14 protein-coding genes are annotated in these 15,457 nt (G+C 39.0%); 7 read left to right on the forward strand and 7 right to left on the reverse strand.

The window, feature by feature from the left end; genetic code table 11:
* Positions 1 to 4 precede the first annotated feature (4 nt).
* Entirely contained in the window at positions 5 to 376 is a 372-nt protein-coding gene (locus EHQ59_RS13040) for an STAS domain-containing protein (protein WP_135620089.1), read from the forward strand.
* Here the strand turns inward: EHQ59_RS13040 and hflX are convergent.
* Positions 363 to 1,919 carry a GTPase HflX gene (hflX, locus tag EHQ59_RS13045; protein ID WP_135620090.1) on the reverse strand — a complete coding sequence of 519 codons (1,557 nt, stop codon included), beginning with the start codon at positions 1,917 to 1,919 and terminating at the stop codon, positions 363 to 365. The two genes, EHQ59_RS13040 and hflX, sit on opposite strands and share 14 nt — an antisense overlap.
* Before the next feature lie 143 nt (positions 1,920 to 2,062).
* Here hflX and EHQ59_RS13050 point away from each other — a divergent pair, with 143 nt between their 5' ends.
* Positions 2,063 to 3,931: a HEAT repeat domain-containing protein gene (locus EHQ59_RS13050; RefSeq protein WP_135620247.1), complete on the forward strand. Its 1,869-nt coding sequence runs from the start codon at positions 2,063 to 2,065 to the stop codon at positions 3,929 to 3,931.
* Here EHQ59_RS13050 and EHQ59_RS13055 read toward each other — a convergent pair.
* The 4 genes from EHQ59_RS13055 to EHQ59_RS13070 are packed head-to-tail and all read right to left on the reverse strand — an operon-like array spanning position 3,924 to position 8,004.
* Complete coding sequence (locus EHQ59_RS13055) at positions 3,924 to 4,325, reverse strand: response regulator (RefSeq protein ID WP_135620091.1); 402 nt, start codon at positions 4,323 to 4,325, stop codon at positions 3,924 to 3,926. The two genes, EHQ59_RS13050 and EHQ59_RS13055, sit on opposite strands and share 8 nt — an antisense overlap.
* Positions 4,322 to 6,217 carry an ABC transporter ATP-binding protein gene (locus EHQ59_RS13060; protein ID WP_135620092.1) on the reverse strand — a complete coding sequence of 632 codons (1,896 nt, stop codon included), beginning with the start codon at positions 6,215 to 6,217 and terminating at the stop codon, positions 4,322 to 4,324. Before EHQ59_RS13060 ends, EHQ59_RS13055 begins: the two co-directional genes overlap by 4 nt.
* Positions 6,214 to 6,783: an anthranilate synthase component II gene (locus EHQ59_RS13065; RefSeq protein ID WP_135620093.1), complete on the reverse strand. Its 570-nt coding sequence runs from the start codon at positions 6,781 to 6,783 to the stop codon at positions 6,214 to 6,216. Before EHQ59_RS13065 ends, EHQ59_RS13060 begins: the two co-directional genes overlap by 4 nt.
* Positions 6,784 to 6,837: 54 nt before the next feature.
* A complete protein-coding gene (locus tag EHQ59_RS13070) occupies positions 6,838 to 8,004 on the reverse strand; it encodes an acyl-CoA dehydrogenase family protein (protein ID WP_135620094.1) in 1,167 nt (388 codons plus the stop codon).
* A 123-nt stretch (positions 8,005 to 8,127) separates the two neighbouring features.
* On the opposite strand from EHQ59_RS13070, the gene EHQ59_RS13075 reads away from it, so the two are divergent.
* Entirely contained in the window at positions 8,128 to 8,871 is a 744-nt protein-coding gene (locus EHQ59_RS13075; protein WP_108960317.1) for a YebC/PmpR family DNA-binding transcriptional regulator, read from the forward strand.
* A 125-nt stretch (positions 8,872 to 8,996) separates the two neighbouring features.
* Here EHQ59_RS13075 and EHQ59_RS13080 read toward each other — a convergent pair whose 3' ends face one another.
* Positions 8,997 to 9,242 carry a GlsB/YeaQ/YmgE family stress response membrane protein gene (locus EHQ59_RS13080; protein ID WP_135620095.1) on the reverse strand — a complete coding sequence of 82 codons (246 nt, stop codon included), beginning with the start codon at positions 9,240 to 9,242 and terminating at the stop codon, positions 8,997 to 8,999.
* Between the two features lie 88 nt (positions 9,243 to 9,330).
* Here EHQ59_RS13080 and EHQ59_RS13085 point away from each other — a divergent pair, with 88 nt between their 5' ends.
* The 4 genes from EHQ59_RS13085 (at position 9,331) to EHQ59_RS13100 (ending at position 14,622) form a co-directional block, all read left to right on the forward strand.
* On the forward strand, positions 9,331 to 10,680 hold the full coding sequence (locus EHQ59_RS13085) for an EAL domain-containing protein (protein ID WP_135620096.1): 1,350 nt from the start codon (positions 9,331 to 9,333) through the stop codon (positions 10,678 to 10,680).
* Between the two features lie 7 nt (positions 10,681 to 10,687).
* The gene (locus tag EHQ59_RS13090; protein WP_208652389.1) at positions 10,688 to 11,665 is read left to right on the forward strand and encodes a PleD family two-component system response regulator; all 978 of its coding nucleotides are present in this window, start codon (positions 10,688 to 10,690) and stop codon (positions 11,663 to 11,665) included.
* 107 nt (positions 11,666 to 11,772) lie between these two features.
* Positions 11,773 to 12,555: an enoyl-CoA hydratase/isomerase family protein gene (locus EHQ59_RS13095; protein WP_135620097.1), complete on the forward strand. Its 783-nt coding sequence runs from the start codon at positions 11,773 to 11,775 to the stop codon at positions 12,553 to 12,555.
* Between the two features lie 93 nt (positions 12,556 to 12,648).
* On the forward strand, positions 12,649 to 14,622 hold the full coding sequence (locus tag EHQ59_RS13100) for a M23 family metallopeptidase (RefSeq protein ID WP_135620098.1): 1,974 nt from the start codon (positions 12,649 to 12,651) through the stop codon (positions 14,620 to 14,622).
* Here the strand turns inward: EHQ59_RS13100 and EHQ59_RS13105 are convergent.
* Positions 14,609 to 15,376: a glucose 1-dehydrogenase gene (locus EHQ59_RS13105; protein WP_135620099.1), complete on the reverse strand. Its 768-nt coding sequence runs from the start codon at positions 15,374 to 15,376 to the stop codon at positions 14,609 to 14,611. The two genes, EHQ59_RS13100 and EHQ59_RS13105, sit on opposite strands and share 14 nt — an antisense overlap.
* Positions 15,377 to 15,457: the final 81 nt, after the last annotated feature.

The raw sequence follows: 15,457 nt of genomic DNA on the forward strand, positions 1-15,457 counted from the left end.
ACTCATGGCAAAGTTTACATTCCCTTCTCTAGTGATTGAAACGGAATCCATCCAAGTCAAAGGGGAAAGTATACAGTTGATTTCCTTTGTGGGCCAAATCACCAATACCAACGCTTATGAAATCAACCGGAGCATTTCTTCGGTCTTTGAGGATGGAATTTACCAAATCATTTTAGATTTAAGTAAATTGGAATACATCAATAGCATAGGTGTCGCCACCCTCATTGGTATCATCAAAACGGTGGAAACTCAAAATGGCAAAATTCGAATTGGGGGTTTAAATCACTTTTTAGAGAATGTCATCCAACTGATGGACCTTCCAAAAAAAGTGCATATTCATCACTCCAAACAAGAAGCCATTCTCAACTGGACGTAACTTCTAAAAGTTTTTGTTCCTTCTTTTTCCAAATTTCGTATTCGATTAAATCTAAAAGCCGAGAGAGTCCTTCCCTCGTGACTGCTGAGACAAGTAAGGCACCATTTTTTTGTAAGTTCTCGTGGGTTTCTTCATCCAAACCATCTGCTTTGTTAAACACCACCATCCTTGGAATCTCATTCAATTGCAAAGAATTGAGGATGGTATCAACTGCATCCATTTGTTCCGTGTAATTGGGATTGGTTACATCCACAACATGTAATAATAAATCAGCATCGCCTAACTCTTCTAAGGTAGCTTTAAAGGCTTGGGATAAATCTGGGGGAAGGTCATGAATAAAACCAACTGTATCAGAGATGATGATTTCTCTTTCCTCTGGAAATCGAATTCTTCTCGTGGTTGGATCTAAGGTTGCAAATAATTTGTCTTCCGCAATCACTGTAGAGTTTGTAAGAGCATTGAGAAGAGTGGATTTTCCTGCGTTGGTATAACCCACAATTCCGACGATTGGGATTTCATTACGGGAACGAGACTTACGATTGAGTTCCCTTCTTCGTTTGAGATCTTTTAATTCATTTTCAAGACGATTGATTTTTTCTTCGACTCGTCTGTTTCCAATCTCCAATTTCGTTTCCCCAGGTCCCCTTCCCCCAATTCCACCTGTTAGACGACTCATATTGTCATCCAATTCAGATAGGCGGTTTTTCAGATACTTGAGTTGAGCAAGTTCTACTTGTAACTTACCATCACGAGACTTTGCATTTTTGGAAAAAATATCTAAGATGAGTTGTGTCCGATCAATGATTTTGAGATCACTGGCATCGGAGATTTTTTTTGCTTGGGATGGAGTGAGTTCCAAATCGAAAATCAAATGTTCAATGTCTTTGTGAACGGAAGTTAAAATGATCTCTTGCAGTTTTCCTTTTCCCACAACCGTTTTAGGATCTGGATTTCTTTTTTGTACGTATGTATCCACCACATGAATTCCTGCTGTGCGACAGAGTTCTTTCAATTCTGCCATGGAATGTTCGGGGGATCGTTTCATTTTTCGCACATCATACACACCCACCAAGAAAGCGCGGTTTTCTTTTTGGGATTCTTTGAGGTTAGATGTTTTTTTGGAGAATTCAGATTCTAAAGCTTCAACTTGTTCCGCATAACCATACTTAAGTTGACCAGGGTATTGTTTGGGAGATAGGATCCACGGTTCCTTTGCATCAGGATCAGGATTGATAAAGGCGGAAAAAAAGAATTTGGGAATCCCTTCTTTGTCTACACAAGCCGCCGTAATGGAATCGAAACGGTTTAATACAAGGTCCATTAAATCTTCTTGGTTTAACGGTTGTTCCTTGAGATGGGTATGGAACAAACGAAGCCCTCGGAGGCGCGAATGAGCCACTCGATAACGGTCTAAATGTGGCATTTCGATGGAGTGGTCGTTGCCCACAATGAGATGGGTGACATAACCCGTCCTCTCAATGAGAAGGCCAATTTGCCTTCCAATTTCGACGGAAATATCTCCTACAAGCTTTGCAAGCTCCATGGAGATGATCAAATCCTCTCGAAGTCGCCTTTCCGAGAGAGATTTTAACTTTTTTAGCTGGTTTGGCTTGAGACCAGCGAGGTTGCCGCTAATTTTACTTATAGTACGTATCCGATATTCAAAGTATGGAAGTAGGCTATCATATGTTTCAAAAGGGTCAAGACATAATTTGGAAAGGCAGTTTGTGGGTGTTCCTCTTCCTCTATTTGGGATGTGCAAGTTCGAAACCCTTCCAGTTAACAGATGTTTCACCAAAGTATCGGGAATACCAAGGAAGTGAACTCGATCCACATAAATCAAAAGATGTTTTCATTCCAGTTACGAAAAATCGTAAATATGATTCCTTCATTGAAGAAGCTCACAAAACTATCGCTTTATTAGAATTTGGCGAAAACATTGCATTGCGCGCTGATAGCAAAAAAACAGTTGGCGAACCTGTTGAAAAAGAAATGCAAGCTGCTGCTTATTTAGAAGAAGACCTTCCTTCTATCATCACTCGTCTTCCTGAACTCATTCAAACAAACCAATCTCTTATCGATAGCACACCAAATGATTTTGACGGTCCAACAATTGGACGCGTGACTCGTGAACTAGGAACAATCTTAGAGTCCTTACAACAATATAGTCCAAAAGCAATTGGAATTCAAAATGCAATTCGTAACCTAAGAGCCGATTCCAGTAATTACAACCAAGGTCGTGATATTGCGGAACCGGAAACGAAACCAGGATCAGAAGACCCAATCCTGATGAATACGGAAACCGAACCTGTTAAAAAACCTGAGAAGGTAACCATTCCAAAAGAAGATCCTTCTAAAAAAATATCCATCAAACGATTGAATCGCAAAACAAAGGTTACCGGAAAAGTGACTGAACAAATTGATGAGATGGTAAAAAAGGAAGAGGAAGAAGTCCTCTCTGATGAAGAAAAAAAAGACAAAGAATATACAGAACAAATCCGCAGTGGTCTCGTTCAAGTCTTTAAGTGGGAATACTACCGTAAGCCAAAGTACTTAGAAAAAATCTTACAAACTCATCCCATTCCTCGAGTTCGTTCCGCTGCGGCACTTGCGTTAGGACGTTTGAAAGCAGGTAGAGTGGCCTTACAAACGGCGATTGATAAAGATGGCTACCAAGTGAGACCCTCGGCATACAAAGCTCTCTCTGATTTAGGAGATAAACGATCCTTATCTTATTTTATCGCAGGGACAAAAGCCGAAGATCCAGAAGTGATTGCTGTGAGTTTTGAAGGACTTGGAAAAACAAAAGATCCAGCAGGACGGGAACTCATTCTAACACAAGGTTTATCTTCTGAATATGTGGTGATTGTCTCAGGTGCTCTTAAAGGTCTCGCCTATCATAAATTAGATGCAGATGTAGAAATTTTTGATAAATTTTTAAAATCCCAAGAAACAGAAATCAAAGAAGCGACCATTGAAGCACTTGCCATTCATGGAAGTCGCGAAAGTTTACGAATTTTAGAACGAGTGGCAAACGAAGATCCAAATTTTGCCTTAATGGCGATTGACGAGATTACCAAAAATCCATCCTTATCAGCTACGTTTGCTCTCATTCGTTTGAATGATTCCCTAACGGATGAAAAATTCACAAAACGAATTGGAGAGTCGCTCTTACAAAGAAAAGCGTTTGGTAAATATGCGATCATACTCGTTGAAGATGATTACCTAAGAGCTGAAGCAAATGAACGATCAAAACCAATTTCTTATATCAAAGAAAAGGAAATAGGGCTCATCCTTTCGGAAACAAAGAAGGAATTTGCAGTGCGTATGGGTGAAAATATCGTCACTGATAAATACATCCAAGTGAAAATGGAATCCACTTTACCAGGTGCAAGAAGTGCCTTTGTAACAGGTTGGGTGTTTTATCCCAAAATTGATATCATTGAAGTAAAACAATTAGGAAGTGATGGAAATTCTGGAAAGTATTCCCAGTTAAAGAAAGGAAAACACAAAAACCTATTCAATCCAGAGAAGGATGTAAAACTTCCTAAATAGGATTTGTTTTTCCCTTAACAAGGATGGTGGGAACCCATTCCACTATCCCTTGTTTGAGTGGGACTTTTGGAATCATCCAATGCAGCCCACAAAACCAAGATAAAAAATAAGCTGAAAAAGGCATCACACCCCAAACATCAAATCCAGTGGATGCGATGACCATCACTCCCTTGTAACCTGATTTGTAAATGTTTCGCATCATCCAAAGTCCTGAGGTTTGTGTCTCCATCGTAACATCGGAAACAATCATATCGTAATCTTTGGATTTGTTGAAAAGCTCCCATCCCTGTTTGGCATCAACTGCGCGATCAGATTGAATCTTTTTTTGGTCAAAATAGGTTTTTAGGTTATTCGCATAACGATCATTATCATCTACAATTAATACTTTTTTCATATTTGGATCTCTGCATCTGCGAATTGACTGTCGTATAATTTTTTATAAATACCATTTTTTTCAAGTAAGGAATCATGATCCCCTTGTTCCTTGATCTCACCTTCTTCAATCACAACGATATTTTTGATTCGCCTTACGGTCGATAACCTGTGAGCAATGATAAAGGTAGTTCGGTTTTGGAATAATCTTTCTAGGGCACGGCTAACCAATCGTTCTGATTGGGCATCGAGAGCACTGGTAGCCTCATCTAAGATCAAAATCTCCGCATTACGTAATAACGCACGCGCAATAACCAAACGTTGTCTTTGCCCACCACTCAAATCCAATCCACGCACACCAATCATGGTATCATAACCGTTTTCCATTTTGGTGATAAAATCATGGGCATTGGCCAAACGAGCCGCTCTCACCACTTCTTTCCGTGTGGCCGCACCCGTTCCATAGGCAATGTTATCTGCAATCGTTCCATGGAAGAGAAAAATCTCTTGGGTCACAATTCCGATTTTTTTACGTAAGGATTGCAAAGAGTAACGTTTGATATCGATTCCATCGATGGTGATCTGCCCTGCTGTAGGATCAAAAAACCGTGGGATTAAGTCCATCATGGTAGACTTTCCAGAACCACTGGTTCCAACAAAGGCATACGTCTCACCCAATTTGATGTCCAAATTGATTCCTTTTAGGACTTCTTGGTTGGTTCCCGGATAAGAAAAATGTATGTCTTCGAACTTAATTCCTTCTGTGATTTTTTCTAACACAGTTTCGTCGCCATGTTCGATGACTTCAGGATCCCGATCAATGATTTCAAAAATGCGTTTCCCTGCGGAATTGGCTTGGGTGATTTTTCCAACCATTTGAGAAAGTTGAGTGAGTGGTCGCATCAAAAAGAGTAATGTCAAAAGGAATGCCATAAATTCACCTTGTGTGAACTTACCTGAATAAATAAATTTGGCACCTATTGCGAAATAACCGAGAACCACAATGGAAGAAGTTAGTTCCACAAGACTTGGGGCCATTTGTAAATAAAACTGACCTTTAAACGTTCTACGGTAGACCCTTTGGTTGATGTGATCAAATTTCTTCAGATCTTGTTTTTCTTGACGGAACGTTCGAATCACTTTAATGCCAGAAATGAATTCTTGGATGTGTCCATTGAGATCAGCTAGTTTTTCCTGAAATCTTGCAGTTGAAGACGAAATTTTACGAGTGAACAAGGTAACAGGTAAAATGACAACAGGAACCGTTAAACATGCCAAAACCAAAAGTTCGGAATTGAGATAAATTAAAATGACTAAGTGTGTTAATACATAAAAGAAATTAATTACCGCATCACGTAAGTTACTGGAGATGACTGCGGCCACAATTTCAGCATCATTGATGACACGACTCATAATGAGTCCAGTTTTCTCTTTATAAAAATACGTAAGTGGAAGTTTTTGTACTTTTTGAAAGAGTTCTTGTCGTATGTCACGAACGGCTTTGTAACCTGCGGTCGCTATACAATAGACAGACAAAAGATAAGTTCCTAGTTTCAATAGATACAAGGGAAAAACCGCAATACAGACTGCCCAAACCACCTCTTTTGGTTCCATATCTTTGGTGTAATCATTGACTTGGAGTTTAAAGGAAATGATGACTCGTTTGATTCTCTCTAATCCATCGAGGCTATCTTCCCCAAGTAAAACTTCCTGCACCAAAATGGTTTTTTCGGGTAAGGTTAAATCTAAATGGAAACGATTGTTTTTGTCACTTCCAAGTGAATCAAAAAGAGGAATGAGTGCTGTGAGTGAGATACCATTGAGTACAGCAGTTAACAATGCAAAGATGAGTCCTAAAACAAACCTTTGCCTATAATGAACGCTATAACTCAGTAATCTTAAAAAATATTTCATGTAAGAACTTCCTCATAGAAGTTACGAAGTAAGGTTTCTCCATATTCCGTTAGGATGGATTCAGGATGAAACTGAACCCCAAAAACCTTTTTCCATTTTCTGTGACGAATCCCCATGATCACACCATCATTGGTTTCTGCTGTCACTTCCAATTCCTCGGGAAAATTCAGTTTTGAAACTGCCCAGGAGTGGTAACGATTTGCCAAAAATCGATTGGGAATCTTTTTAAATAATCCTTCCCCACTATGTTCGATGGGGGATGGACGTCCATGATAGATCTCTTTTGTTTGTTCCAGTTTGGCCCCAAAGGATTCTGCAATCGTTTGGTGACCCAAACAAATTCCTAACACAGGGAATTGGGTATATAGATTCTGAAAATGAGAAACAAGTTTCCCGGATGTCTTGGGTAAACCAGGTCCTGGAGATAGTACGACTGCTTTGATTGTTTGATTTGTATCCAAGGGAAGGGTTTCATCATTTCGCATTACAGTTGTAGGTGCGATTTTACTTAGGTATTGGTATAAAATATAAGTGAAAGAATCGTAGTTATCGATGAGTAAAAACATACTAGGATTGGACCAGTGGAAATTTTATCTTTCCACCAATCCCAATTCCAACTTTTAAGCGTTTGGAGTTTCGATCCCAACTCCATCGTTTAGGAATTTCGAAATGATCACTCTTTGGATTTGTGAAGTTCCTTCGTAGATTTGGAAAATTTTAGCATCACGCATCAATTTTTCTACAGGGTATTCTTCGTTAAATCCGTATCCACCGAAGATTTGAACTGCATCTGTCGTGACACGCATTGCCATATCCGCACAGAATACTTTTGCAATCGATGCTTGGTATGTATTTCGGTATCCGTTGTCAATGAGCCATGCGGATTGCCAACATAACAAACGACCTGCTTCGATGTCACGTGCCATCTCGGCGATCATAAAACTAACACCTTGGTTTACAGAAATTGGTTTTCCGAACGCATTACGAGTGTTCGCATAACGAATGGAATGATCAAGAGCCGCGCGAGCAACACCAACTGCTCCAATGGCAACTGCAGGACGAGTTTGGTCAAACGCACCCATTGCAATTTTAAAACCTTCCCCTTCTTTCCCGATCATATTTTCTTTCGGAACTTTTACATCTTCAAAAGTCACACCACGTGTGTCGGAACAACGTTGTCCCATATTCTTTTCTTTTTTACCGATGATGATTCCTGGAGTTTTGGCATCTACGATGAAACCAGTCATCCCTTTATGACCAGCATTTGGATCTGTTTTTGCTAATACGAAAAACCAATCCGCATGTCCTGCGTTGGTAATCCACATTTTGGAACCATTGATGATGTATTCATCACCTACACGTTTAGCAGTAGTGCGGATCCCCGCAACGTCAGATCCAGCACCTGGTTCTGTGACTGCATACGCTGCTAATGTAAAATTTTCAGACATTGGTTGAATGAATTTTTTCATGACGTAATCGTCAGCACCTAACAAAACAGGTGCTAAGGCGAGGTTATTCGCAAGGATCGCTGTTGCCATCCCAGAACATCCATAAAATAATTCTTCAGAAGCGATGAGTTCGTCCAGAACCCCAAGCCCTGCTCCACCGTATTCGGCAGGAATATGCATGTTCATCAGACCCACGTCGAATGCTTTTTTCAAAATTTCTTTTGGATACTCACCTGTGTGGTCATGGTGTTCCGCTTTGGGAATCATTTCATTTTTTGCGAAATCTCTGGCTAATTCGCGGAGGGCTTTTTGTTCATCGGTGATTGAAAAGTCGATCATGGGTTGCCTTGTAGATGTTTTTTTACAGTACTCTGGAATTTTCTCTATGAGTCAAGAAACTAGGGCGACTTAAATCTGTTGAAAAATCTTTTGAATCCAAAATCCTAGCCATGGGAGACTACAATGTCAGGACACTCGAAATGGGCGACGATTCGAAGAAAAAAGGGAGCCATTGATGCCAAAAGAGGCGCCATCTTTACAAGGATAGCCAAAGAAATTTCTGTAGCAGCCAAAGAAGGTGGAGGTGACCAAGAGGGAAACCCAAGACTTCGTTTAGCGGTTACCAAAGCAAAAGCCGCCAACATGCCAAAAGACAATATCGAACGTGCCATCAAGAAGGGTACGGGTGGTCTCGAAGGGATGGTATATGAAGAGTGTTTGTACGAATGTTATGCACCAGGTGGAGTTGCCATCATGGTGGATGTCCTCACCGATAAAAAATCCCGTACAACCCCCGAAATTAAAAGTATTTTAACCAAACTTGGTGGATCCCTTGCCAATGCTGGTGCTGTGTCACGACTCTTCGAACGAAAAGGCCAACTCACACTCAAAGCAGATCAAATTTCTGAAGAAGCTTTGTTTGATCTCGCTCTCGGAGCAGGGGCTGAAGACATCCAAGTGAATGACGGCATGTATGTGGTTCTCACATCACCAGCGGAATACGAAGCAGTGCAGTCAGCTCTCTCTTCCAAAGGATTGAATATGGAAGAGTCGGAAATCAAATACATTCCAATGACCACCGTCGAAGTGAACGATAAAGAGACTGCCGAAAAGGTAATGAAACTCATCGAAAACCTAGAAGGAAACGATGATGTCCAAGGTGTGAGCTCCAACTTTGAGTTAGGCGAAGGAGTGGAACTCGACTAAGGTTCCAAAAAAATCTGACTTTGCAAGAGAGGGAAGAATCGTGAGATAATTATGTCTCTCACGATTCTTTTGATTCGAATGAATTCCTAGGAACTTGAAAGTTCCGAATCCCTATCTAAACTTTTTTATTTTCTTTTGATAAACCCAGCAATGATAATCAAAAGAATCGCTCCTACAACAGCAACGATCAGTTCGGCGATTAGGTTATTTGCACTAAAGCCAAGAAACCGAAAAACAATCCCACCTAAAAAGGAACCCACCACACCAATCACCAAATTGGCAATGATTCCAAAACCCTTCCCACGAAGGATACGACCTGCAAGCCAACCTGCCGCAAGACCAATGAGTAAAAACCAAATAAAACTATACATAAGTGACTATCCTTGTTGCCTTTTCTATTGAATTCTCATAAAATTACAAGACGTCGTTAAAGAATCAAATCATATACGAAGGTAACATTTGAAAAATCAACTCTTAACTGGTCCTTATTATTTTGGAATGAAAGACTTGGAAGTTTTTAAAAAACAATTCATCCAAGAAAACAAAGGAAAACCACTTTTTCTCATTCGATTTGAGAACATAACAGGTATCGAACTCACTGAATTTTTGGATTTATTAAGAACGGAATTTTATTCCTGTTTGGACTTAGAAGATATTTCGTTTGGATTTCACTACTTAGAAAAACAAAATATTTTGTTAATGGGAATTTCACCTTTATTTGAATGGGACATTGAAAAGTTCCCCAATATCGAAAACTCTGTTGGAAAATTCCAACAACAATGTTTACAAAACAAAATTGTTTCATTCCACTTTGGTGTCTCACGTACACAATCCAATTTTATTTCAGACAATGAAGAGATCTTTGCCGAACTCTTTAAATCCTCTGAAAAAAATCTAAATGACAATTTAGTCCGTTGGAGTTGGACCTATTACAACAAAGCAAATACATATATTTCTGGGTCAGTGCATGAAGCGATGATCCAACCCACTGTAATCTTCAATCCAAAAGAGAAAACATATTCGGTAAAAGGCGGGGAAGTTTTTTTGGGTGGGGGAGCATACATTGGATATAAAGATTTAATCAATGATATCCCTTCTGACCAAGATTTAAACCGTATCGAACTTTTGATTTTAGAAAAACTCATCAGTGCTTGTGAAGGTGCACCAGGCCTATTAAAATTCAATATTTCCCCACAATCCTTAATTGATACTTTCTCTCACAATGACCGAGTGGATCGTTTGAAACAACTCATCTTAAAAAAGGATTTATCTCCTGAAAATATCCGGTTTGAGCTCGTGGAAAAACCATACGATGAATCCAAATACCAACTAAAAGATGTCTGCCATGCATTTTATTCTCACGGAATGAGTTTTGCTGCTGATGACTTTGGCGTAAAAAGTCAGTCTCATCAAATAGTACTGGATTTGGGAATTATGATCAAAGAATTCAAATTGGATCCAATTAGTTTTAAATTCAAAATCGAAGAAGACCAAATTAAGTTTTTAGACAACTTAGCCTTTATTGATTATTGCAAACGATTGGCAGACAACCGAGAAGCTGTGATTACCGCAGAAGCAGTGGAAGATTTTGATACATTAAATTTCTTAATGGAACACCAAATTTATCAATTCCAAGCCAATATTTTATTTGGAAAAATGACAGTGACTGATTACAAAAGGGATTTTGATTTACTCCATTCCATTCATGAAGATGTAGTAAAAGAAGTCCTGACAGACAAAATTTTATCGGAAAAACAAAAGAAAGTGGGGAACTTGTTTCTCGTCGCATCCGAAGAAGGACTCATTTAGATATTTTATGCATTTTATAATGGCCATCGAAAACGATTTCAATTCCTCGCAGGATTTGGAGAATATTTTTTTAGGACTACGACAACGAGTTGTGATCACGAAGTTTTCGGTGACTGTTCAAGAATATGTAAAGTCTTCCAACCCAGATATCATTCTCATGGGTTTAACCTTCAAAGACAAAAAGGAATTGGAATTTATATTGGAACTTCGTCGGGATGTGATCACTCACAATATTCCGATTATGGCGATGATTCCCAAGGAAGATAGTAATTTCATCGCAAACCATAAAAAACTTGGGTTTACCGATTACATGGTGAAGCCACTCGCAAAACAAGCATTACTTGATCGAATTCAATCTCACATTGAAGAATATAAATTTAGTGAATCTTCCAAAACACGAGATAATGTTTCCTTTGTGGTGGTGGACAGGGGACATGGACGAGTTTTATTCCAATGTCGTGCTAACTTAAAACGATATGTTTTTCCAGAATTTAAAAAAATCTTTACCATCAATTTTCTAAAGTCCATCCAAGCAGAAAGAATTTGTTTTGATGTGCGCGTCGTTCCTGAACTTGGAAAAGAGGAAGTCGAAGTTTTTGAACGTGTTATGAAAATCTTTCAAAGTCACGACAAAGTCATTTTTATTGCAGGTCGCCATATGGGAGCCTTTATCGAACATGCAAAAGACGATGAACGAATGTTAGTGTTCATGGCTCCTAACGAATTCGATGAATACGTAAAAATGGAAGAACTTAAAAAAGAAGAACAACGCAAAAAAGAGAAAAAAGAAAAGTTTGCCAAAGACTCCAATAAAGAACCTTCTCAAACACCAGTTGTTCCTCCTACCAACCTAGGGGATGTGAAGGTGGAATTGAATCCCACCAGTGTGGGTCCAGTAACTTCTAAAGATGTAAATCCAACAGAGACAACACAATCTCCTACAAAGAACGATAAAGAAAATATAACAGATACAAATCCAATATAAGAACCAAATTTGCCTTGTACGATAGATGATAAATGAATCAAAATTCCAACTAAGCTAAAAATAAAAACAATCACCTATAGAATTTGAATCACAAAAAGAAGAGAAGTATGAACTACAAAAGAGAAGAAATCGATTTACCAAATGGAAAGGGAGAAATCATTCATTTCCAAATGAATGAACAAAACTCACTCACAGGACAAAACATGCGTGACCTCGGTGAGATTTTAAAAGAAATCAAAGCGGATCCAAAAAAACGAGGAGTGATTTTAGGAACAGAAAATCCTAAATTTTTCTGTAATGGACTCGATGCGGAAAATCTTCTTTCCACTCCCAAAGACAAACTCATAGACGAAGTGGGTGGAATCGTTATCCTTTTTGGTGAACTTGTAAAATTTGATAAACCACTGATTACGGAAGTGACAGGTTATGCCATGGGTGGGGGAGCTGTGATCACTGTTGCATCTGATTTCAAATACATGTTAGATGGAAAATGTCGTATTGGATTTACAGAAGTGAATGTTGGTTTACCACTTCCTGCAAGTTTTATTGATCGAATTAAGATGTGTGTGGAACCAAGATATTGGGCAGAAGTTTGTTTGGAAGGAACGATCTACAAAGCTCCTGAAGCAAAAAAAATTGGTCTTATCGACGAGATTGCACAAACTCCAGAAGAAGTGAGAAAACTCTCTCTTAAAAAATTAGAGTCTCTTGCAAAGGTTCCTTCTTCCGCTTACCGTGCGACAAAAAACACACTGAATGCAACTCTCTTACAAAACTTGGAGCAATACAAAATTGACACCACAAAATCGTTTAAACAACCAGGTGTGGTCGATAATCTCTTAGAAGCAATGAGAGCGTTAAAAGAAAAAAGAAGACCTGTTTTCCAATAACTGTTTGCAGGCGGAATCAAAGGACAAGAATTCTGTCCTTTGATTTCTTATAAGCCTTTTCACCATACTTGCCGAAAATTATAGTGAAATCCGATGTTGCGTTTTTTCGTATTAGTCCTCATTCCTAGTTTTGTTTCTCTCCTAGCAATATCATCTTCTGATTATCCACCAGGTTTTGTATTAAAAAATCCCTATCTATGGCCAGTCAAAGGTCATGATTCGATCACTGGTGCCTTTGGTGAGTTTCGTACAGGGCATTTTCATATGGGTCAGGATTTTTCCACTGGAGGAAAAATAGGAATCCCAATCTTGGCAGTGGCGAAAGGAAAGGTCACTCGCGTTCAACGAAGATGGACTAGCATCGGTTATGCGTTATTCTTACAACATGATGATGGAATGACATCTCGATATGGACACCTTCATAAATTTGCACCCAAGGTCGTCAAACAAATCCTAAAATCAAAACAAGCAAGAAGGTTCAAAGACAGAACTGACTTTGACATAGCACTTCCTGAACCTGTGGAAGTAGATGCTGGCGAAACCATTGCATTTTCAGGTGATACAGGAGTGGGGCCTCCACACTTACACTTCGAATTATTTAAAGACAATATTTATTATAACCCAATGCATTTTGGATTAGGATACAACGCTGCGGAACCAATCGTTTTTAATACTTTAAGGATCACTCCCCAAACTCCACGTACGTTCATCAATGGGCGAAATGAAACCGTTGAAATTCCCTTTTACGAAACGAGTGGAAATCGTTTTGAATTATCAGAATCCCCAACCTTGTTCATCCAAGGAAAGGTGGGAATCCAAATTGCCATCCACCAAAAGTCCAATAACAATCGTCTAGGTATATTCACCTTAGATATGTTAATTGGTGAGAATGTATTACAAGGATTTCAATTATCCAAAATTTTAAAAGAACATACTAGAAAAAATGTTCTATTATATGATAGTTCCGTTAGTAAACCCAACGGAAATCCTTTTTCTTATTACTTACATACAAGAGACGGAAATGATTTACTCGGAATGCGGAGTAATGGTCGTGAACAAGGAATCCTTGATAGCGAACAAATGAAAATGGGGGAACCCAAAGAAGTGACCATTCGCGCCACAGGTATGGGTGGACAAATGTCACTGGCTTCTTTTTATGTTTTGAAAGACCAAGGGGACTATAGTCATATCGTCACCAAAGAATGGAAATACAATGTGTATTACGACCGTTATACTACGTTCAAATCGAAAGATACAAAAGTTGAATTATTTTTCCCTGTCAATGCAGTTTATTCCAAAGCTTTTTTTGAAATTGAAGCTCAAGAACAAATCAAAATCAACACACAAGGTTTAAACCAACTTTCCAGTGTTTATAAAATTGGTCCTGACTTCAAAGATTTTAATTTGGGATATGACCTCTACGTAAAAGTTCCCAAAACAAAAGACATTAACTCTGCCGACTTGTATGAAGTATTGGCTGATGGAAATGTCAAAAAAATCAATGGCTCTTCTTTTAGTTCATGGGGACAATTTTTTAAGGTGAGACTTCGAAAAACGGGTCTCTTTGTGGTTTTATCTGACCAAACGCCACCAAACATCTATTTGCATGAGTTAATGAACAAAACGGTGTATCCAAGAGAGGACTTCGCTCTGTATTTAAAAGCAGTGGATGTTGGTTCTGGGATAATGCCAGATGGATTTGATATTACCGTAGATGGAATTCCAGGAAAAGCCGAGTTTTTTCCCAAAGATGGAAGACTTGAAATCTTTGAACCAGAAAGTTTATACGAACCAGGGAAACATACAGTACTTGCGAGTGTGAGGGATTTTGCAGGAAATTGGAGTTCGACTGTCAGGTATGATTATGAAATCCAAGCACCACCTGCTATGGAAGAAAAGAAAAAACCAATTCCTGAAACAACTGCCGTAGAAACTACAAAAGAGAAAAAAACAAAAAAAGAAGCAAAAGAAATCAAAACAAAGTCTTCTTCGCCTAAGGTGCAAAAGGTGGCAAAACCAATCACGATCGCACCAAAGGCAAAAGACAAAAAGTCTACATCCCGATAGCAGCACCACCGTCAACGCGGAGGAATGTTCCCGTAATGTATGAAGCATCGTTGCTTAAGAAAAATTTTACAGCAGATGCGATCTCTTCTTGTTTTCCCGGACGTTTGAGTGGGATCACAGCAGGATCAGTTAACTTTTCTTGAACTTCTTTAGAAAGAGTTCCTGTCATTTCTGTTTGTACATAACCAGGACATACTGCGTTCACAAGAACGTTTCTTCCTGAAAATTCACGAGCAGAAACTTTAGTAAGAGCAATCACGCCCGCTTTAGAAGTGGAGTAGTTTGCTTGGCCTGGTTGACCAGTGAGTCCAGAAACAGAAGAAATATTTACGATTCTTCCTGAATCAGATTTAAGGATGAGTTTACTTGCTGATTTAGTCATAAGGAAAACTCCCTTACAATTCACATCCATCACAAAGTCATACTCTTGTTCTGACATACGAATGAGGAGATTGTCTTTCAAAACACCAGCATTGTTCACGAGAAAATCAAGTTTTCCAAAAACTTCTTTTGTTTTGCTAATCGCAGCATCACAATCTTCTGGTTTTGTTACGTTACAAGCAACACCGATCGCTTTCACACCGAATTTTGCTTCTACTTCTCTTGCAGCTTCTTCAATTTTTTCCTGATTCAAATCAACAAGCACCAAACTTGCACCATGCGATGCGATTCGGTTTGCGATTGCTCTACCCAAACCAATGGGAGAGGCAGCTCCCGTTACCAGTGCTACTTTTCCTTCGAATTCTTTGGACATATGCCCCCCTAGGATTTATTACTAGTTTCTAAACATGAAACTCGAACATCGTTCGGCAATCGTAAAATTCCCAGTTGAAAG

It is taken from the genome of Leptospira kemamanensis, assembly GCF_004769665.1.
Taxonomy (GTDB): domain Bacteria; phylum Spirochaetota; class Leptospiria; order Leptospirales; family Leptospiraceae; genus Leptospira_A; species Leptospira_A kemamanensis.

Coding starts and splice junctions, on each gene's coding strand:
- hflX (WP_135620090.1), bottom strand. CDS start 1,919: ATGGAGCTTGCAAAGCTTGTAGGAGATATTTCCGTCGAAATTGGAAGG.
- EHQ59_RS13090 (WP_208652389.1), top strand. CDS start 10,688: ATGCATTTTATAATGGCCATCGAAAACGATTTCAATTCCTCGCAGGAT.
- EHQ59_RS13070 (WP_135620094.1), bottom strand. CDS start 8,004: ATGATCGACTTTTCAATCACCGATGAACAAAAAGCCCTCCGCGAATTA.
- EHQ59_RS13040 (WP_135620089.1), top strand. CDS start 5: ATGGCAAAGTTTACATTCCCTTCTCTAGTGATTGAAACGGAATCCATC.
- EHQ59_RS13095 (WP_135620097.1), top strand. CDS start 11,773: ATGAACTACAAAAGAGAAGAAATCGATTTACCAAATGGAAAGGGAGAA.
- EHQ59_RS13080 (WP_135620095.1), bottom strand. CDS start 9,242: ATGTATAGTTTTATTTGGTTTTTACTCATTGGTCTTGCGGCAGGTTGG.
- EHQ59_RS13075 (WP_108960317.1), top strand. CDS start 8,128: ATGTCAGGACACTCGAAATGGGCGACGATTCGAAGAAAAAAGGGAGCC.
- EHQ59_RS13050 (WP_135620247.1), top strand. CDS start 2,063: ATGTTTCAAAAGGGTCAAGACATAATTTGGAAAGGCAGTTTGTGGGTG.
- EHQ59_RS13105 (WP_135620099.1), bottom strand. CDS start 15,376: ATGTCCAAAGAATTCGAAGGAAAAGTAGCACTGGTAACGGGAGCTGCC.
- EHQ59_RS13055 (WP_135620091.1), bottom strand. CDS start 4,325: ATGAAAAAAGTATTAATTGTAGATGATAATGATCGTTATGCGAATAAC.
- EHQ59_RS13065 (WP_135620093.1), bottom strand. CDS start 6,783: ATGTTTTTACTCATCGATAACTACGATTCTTTCACTTATATTTTATAC.
- EHQ59_RS13100 (WP_135620098.1), top strand. CDS start 12,649: ATGTTGCGTTTTTTCGTATTAGTCCTCATTCCTAGTTTTGTTTCTCTC.
- EHQ59_RS13060 (WP_135620092.1), bottom strand. CDS start 6,217: ATGAAATATTTTTTAAGATTACTGAGTTATAGCGTTCATTATAGGCAA.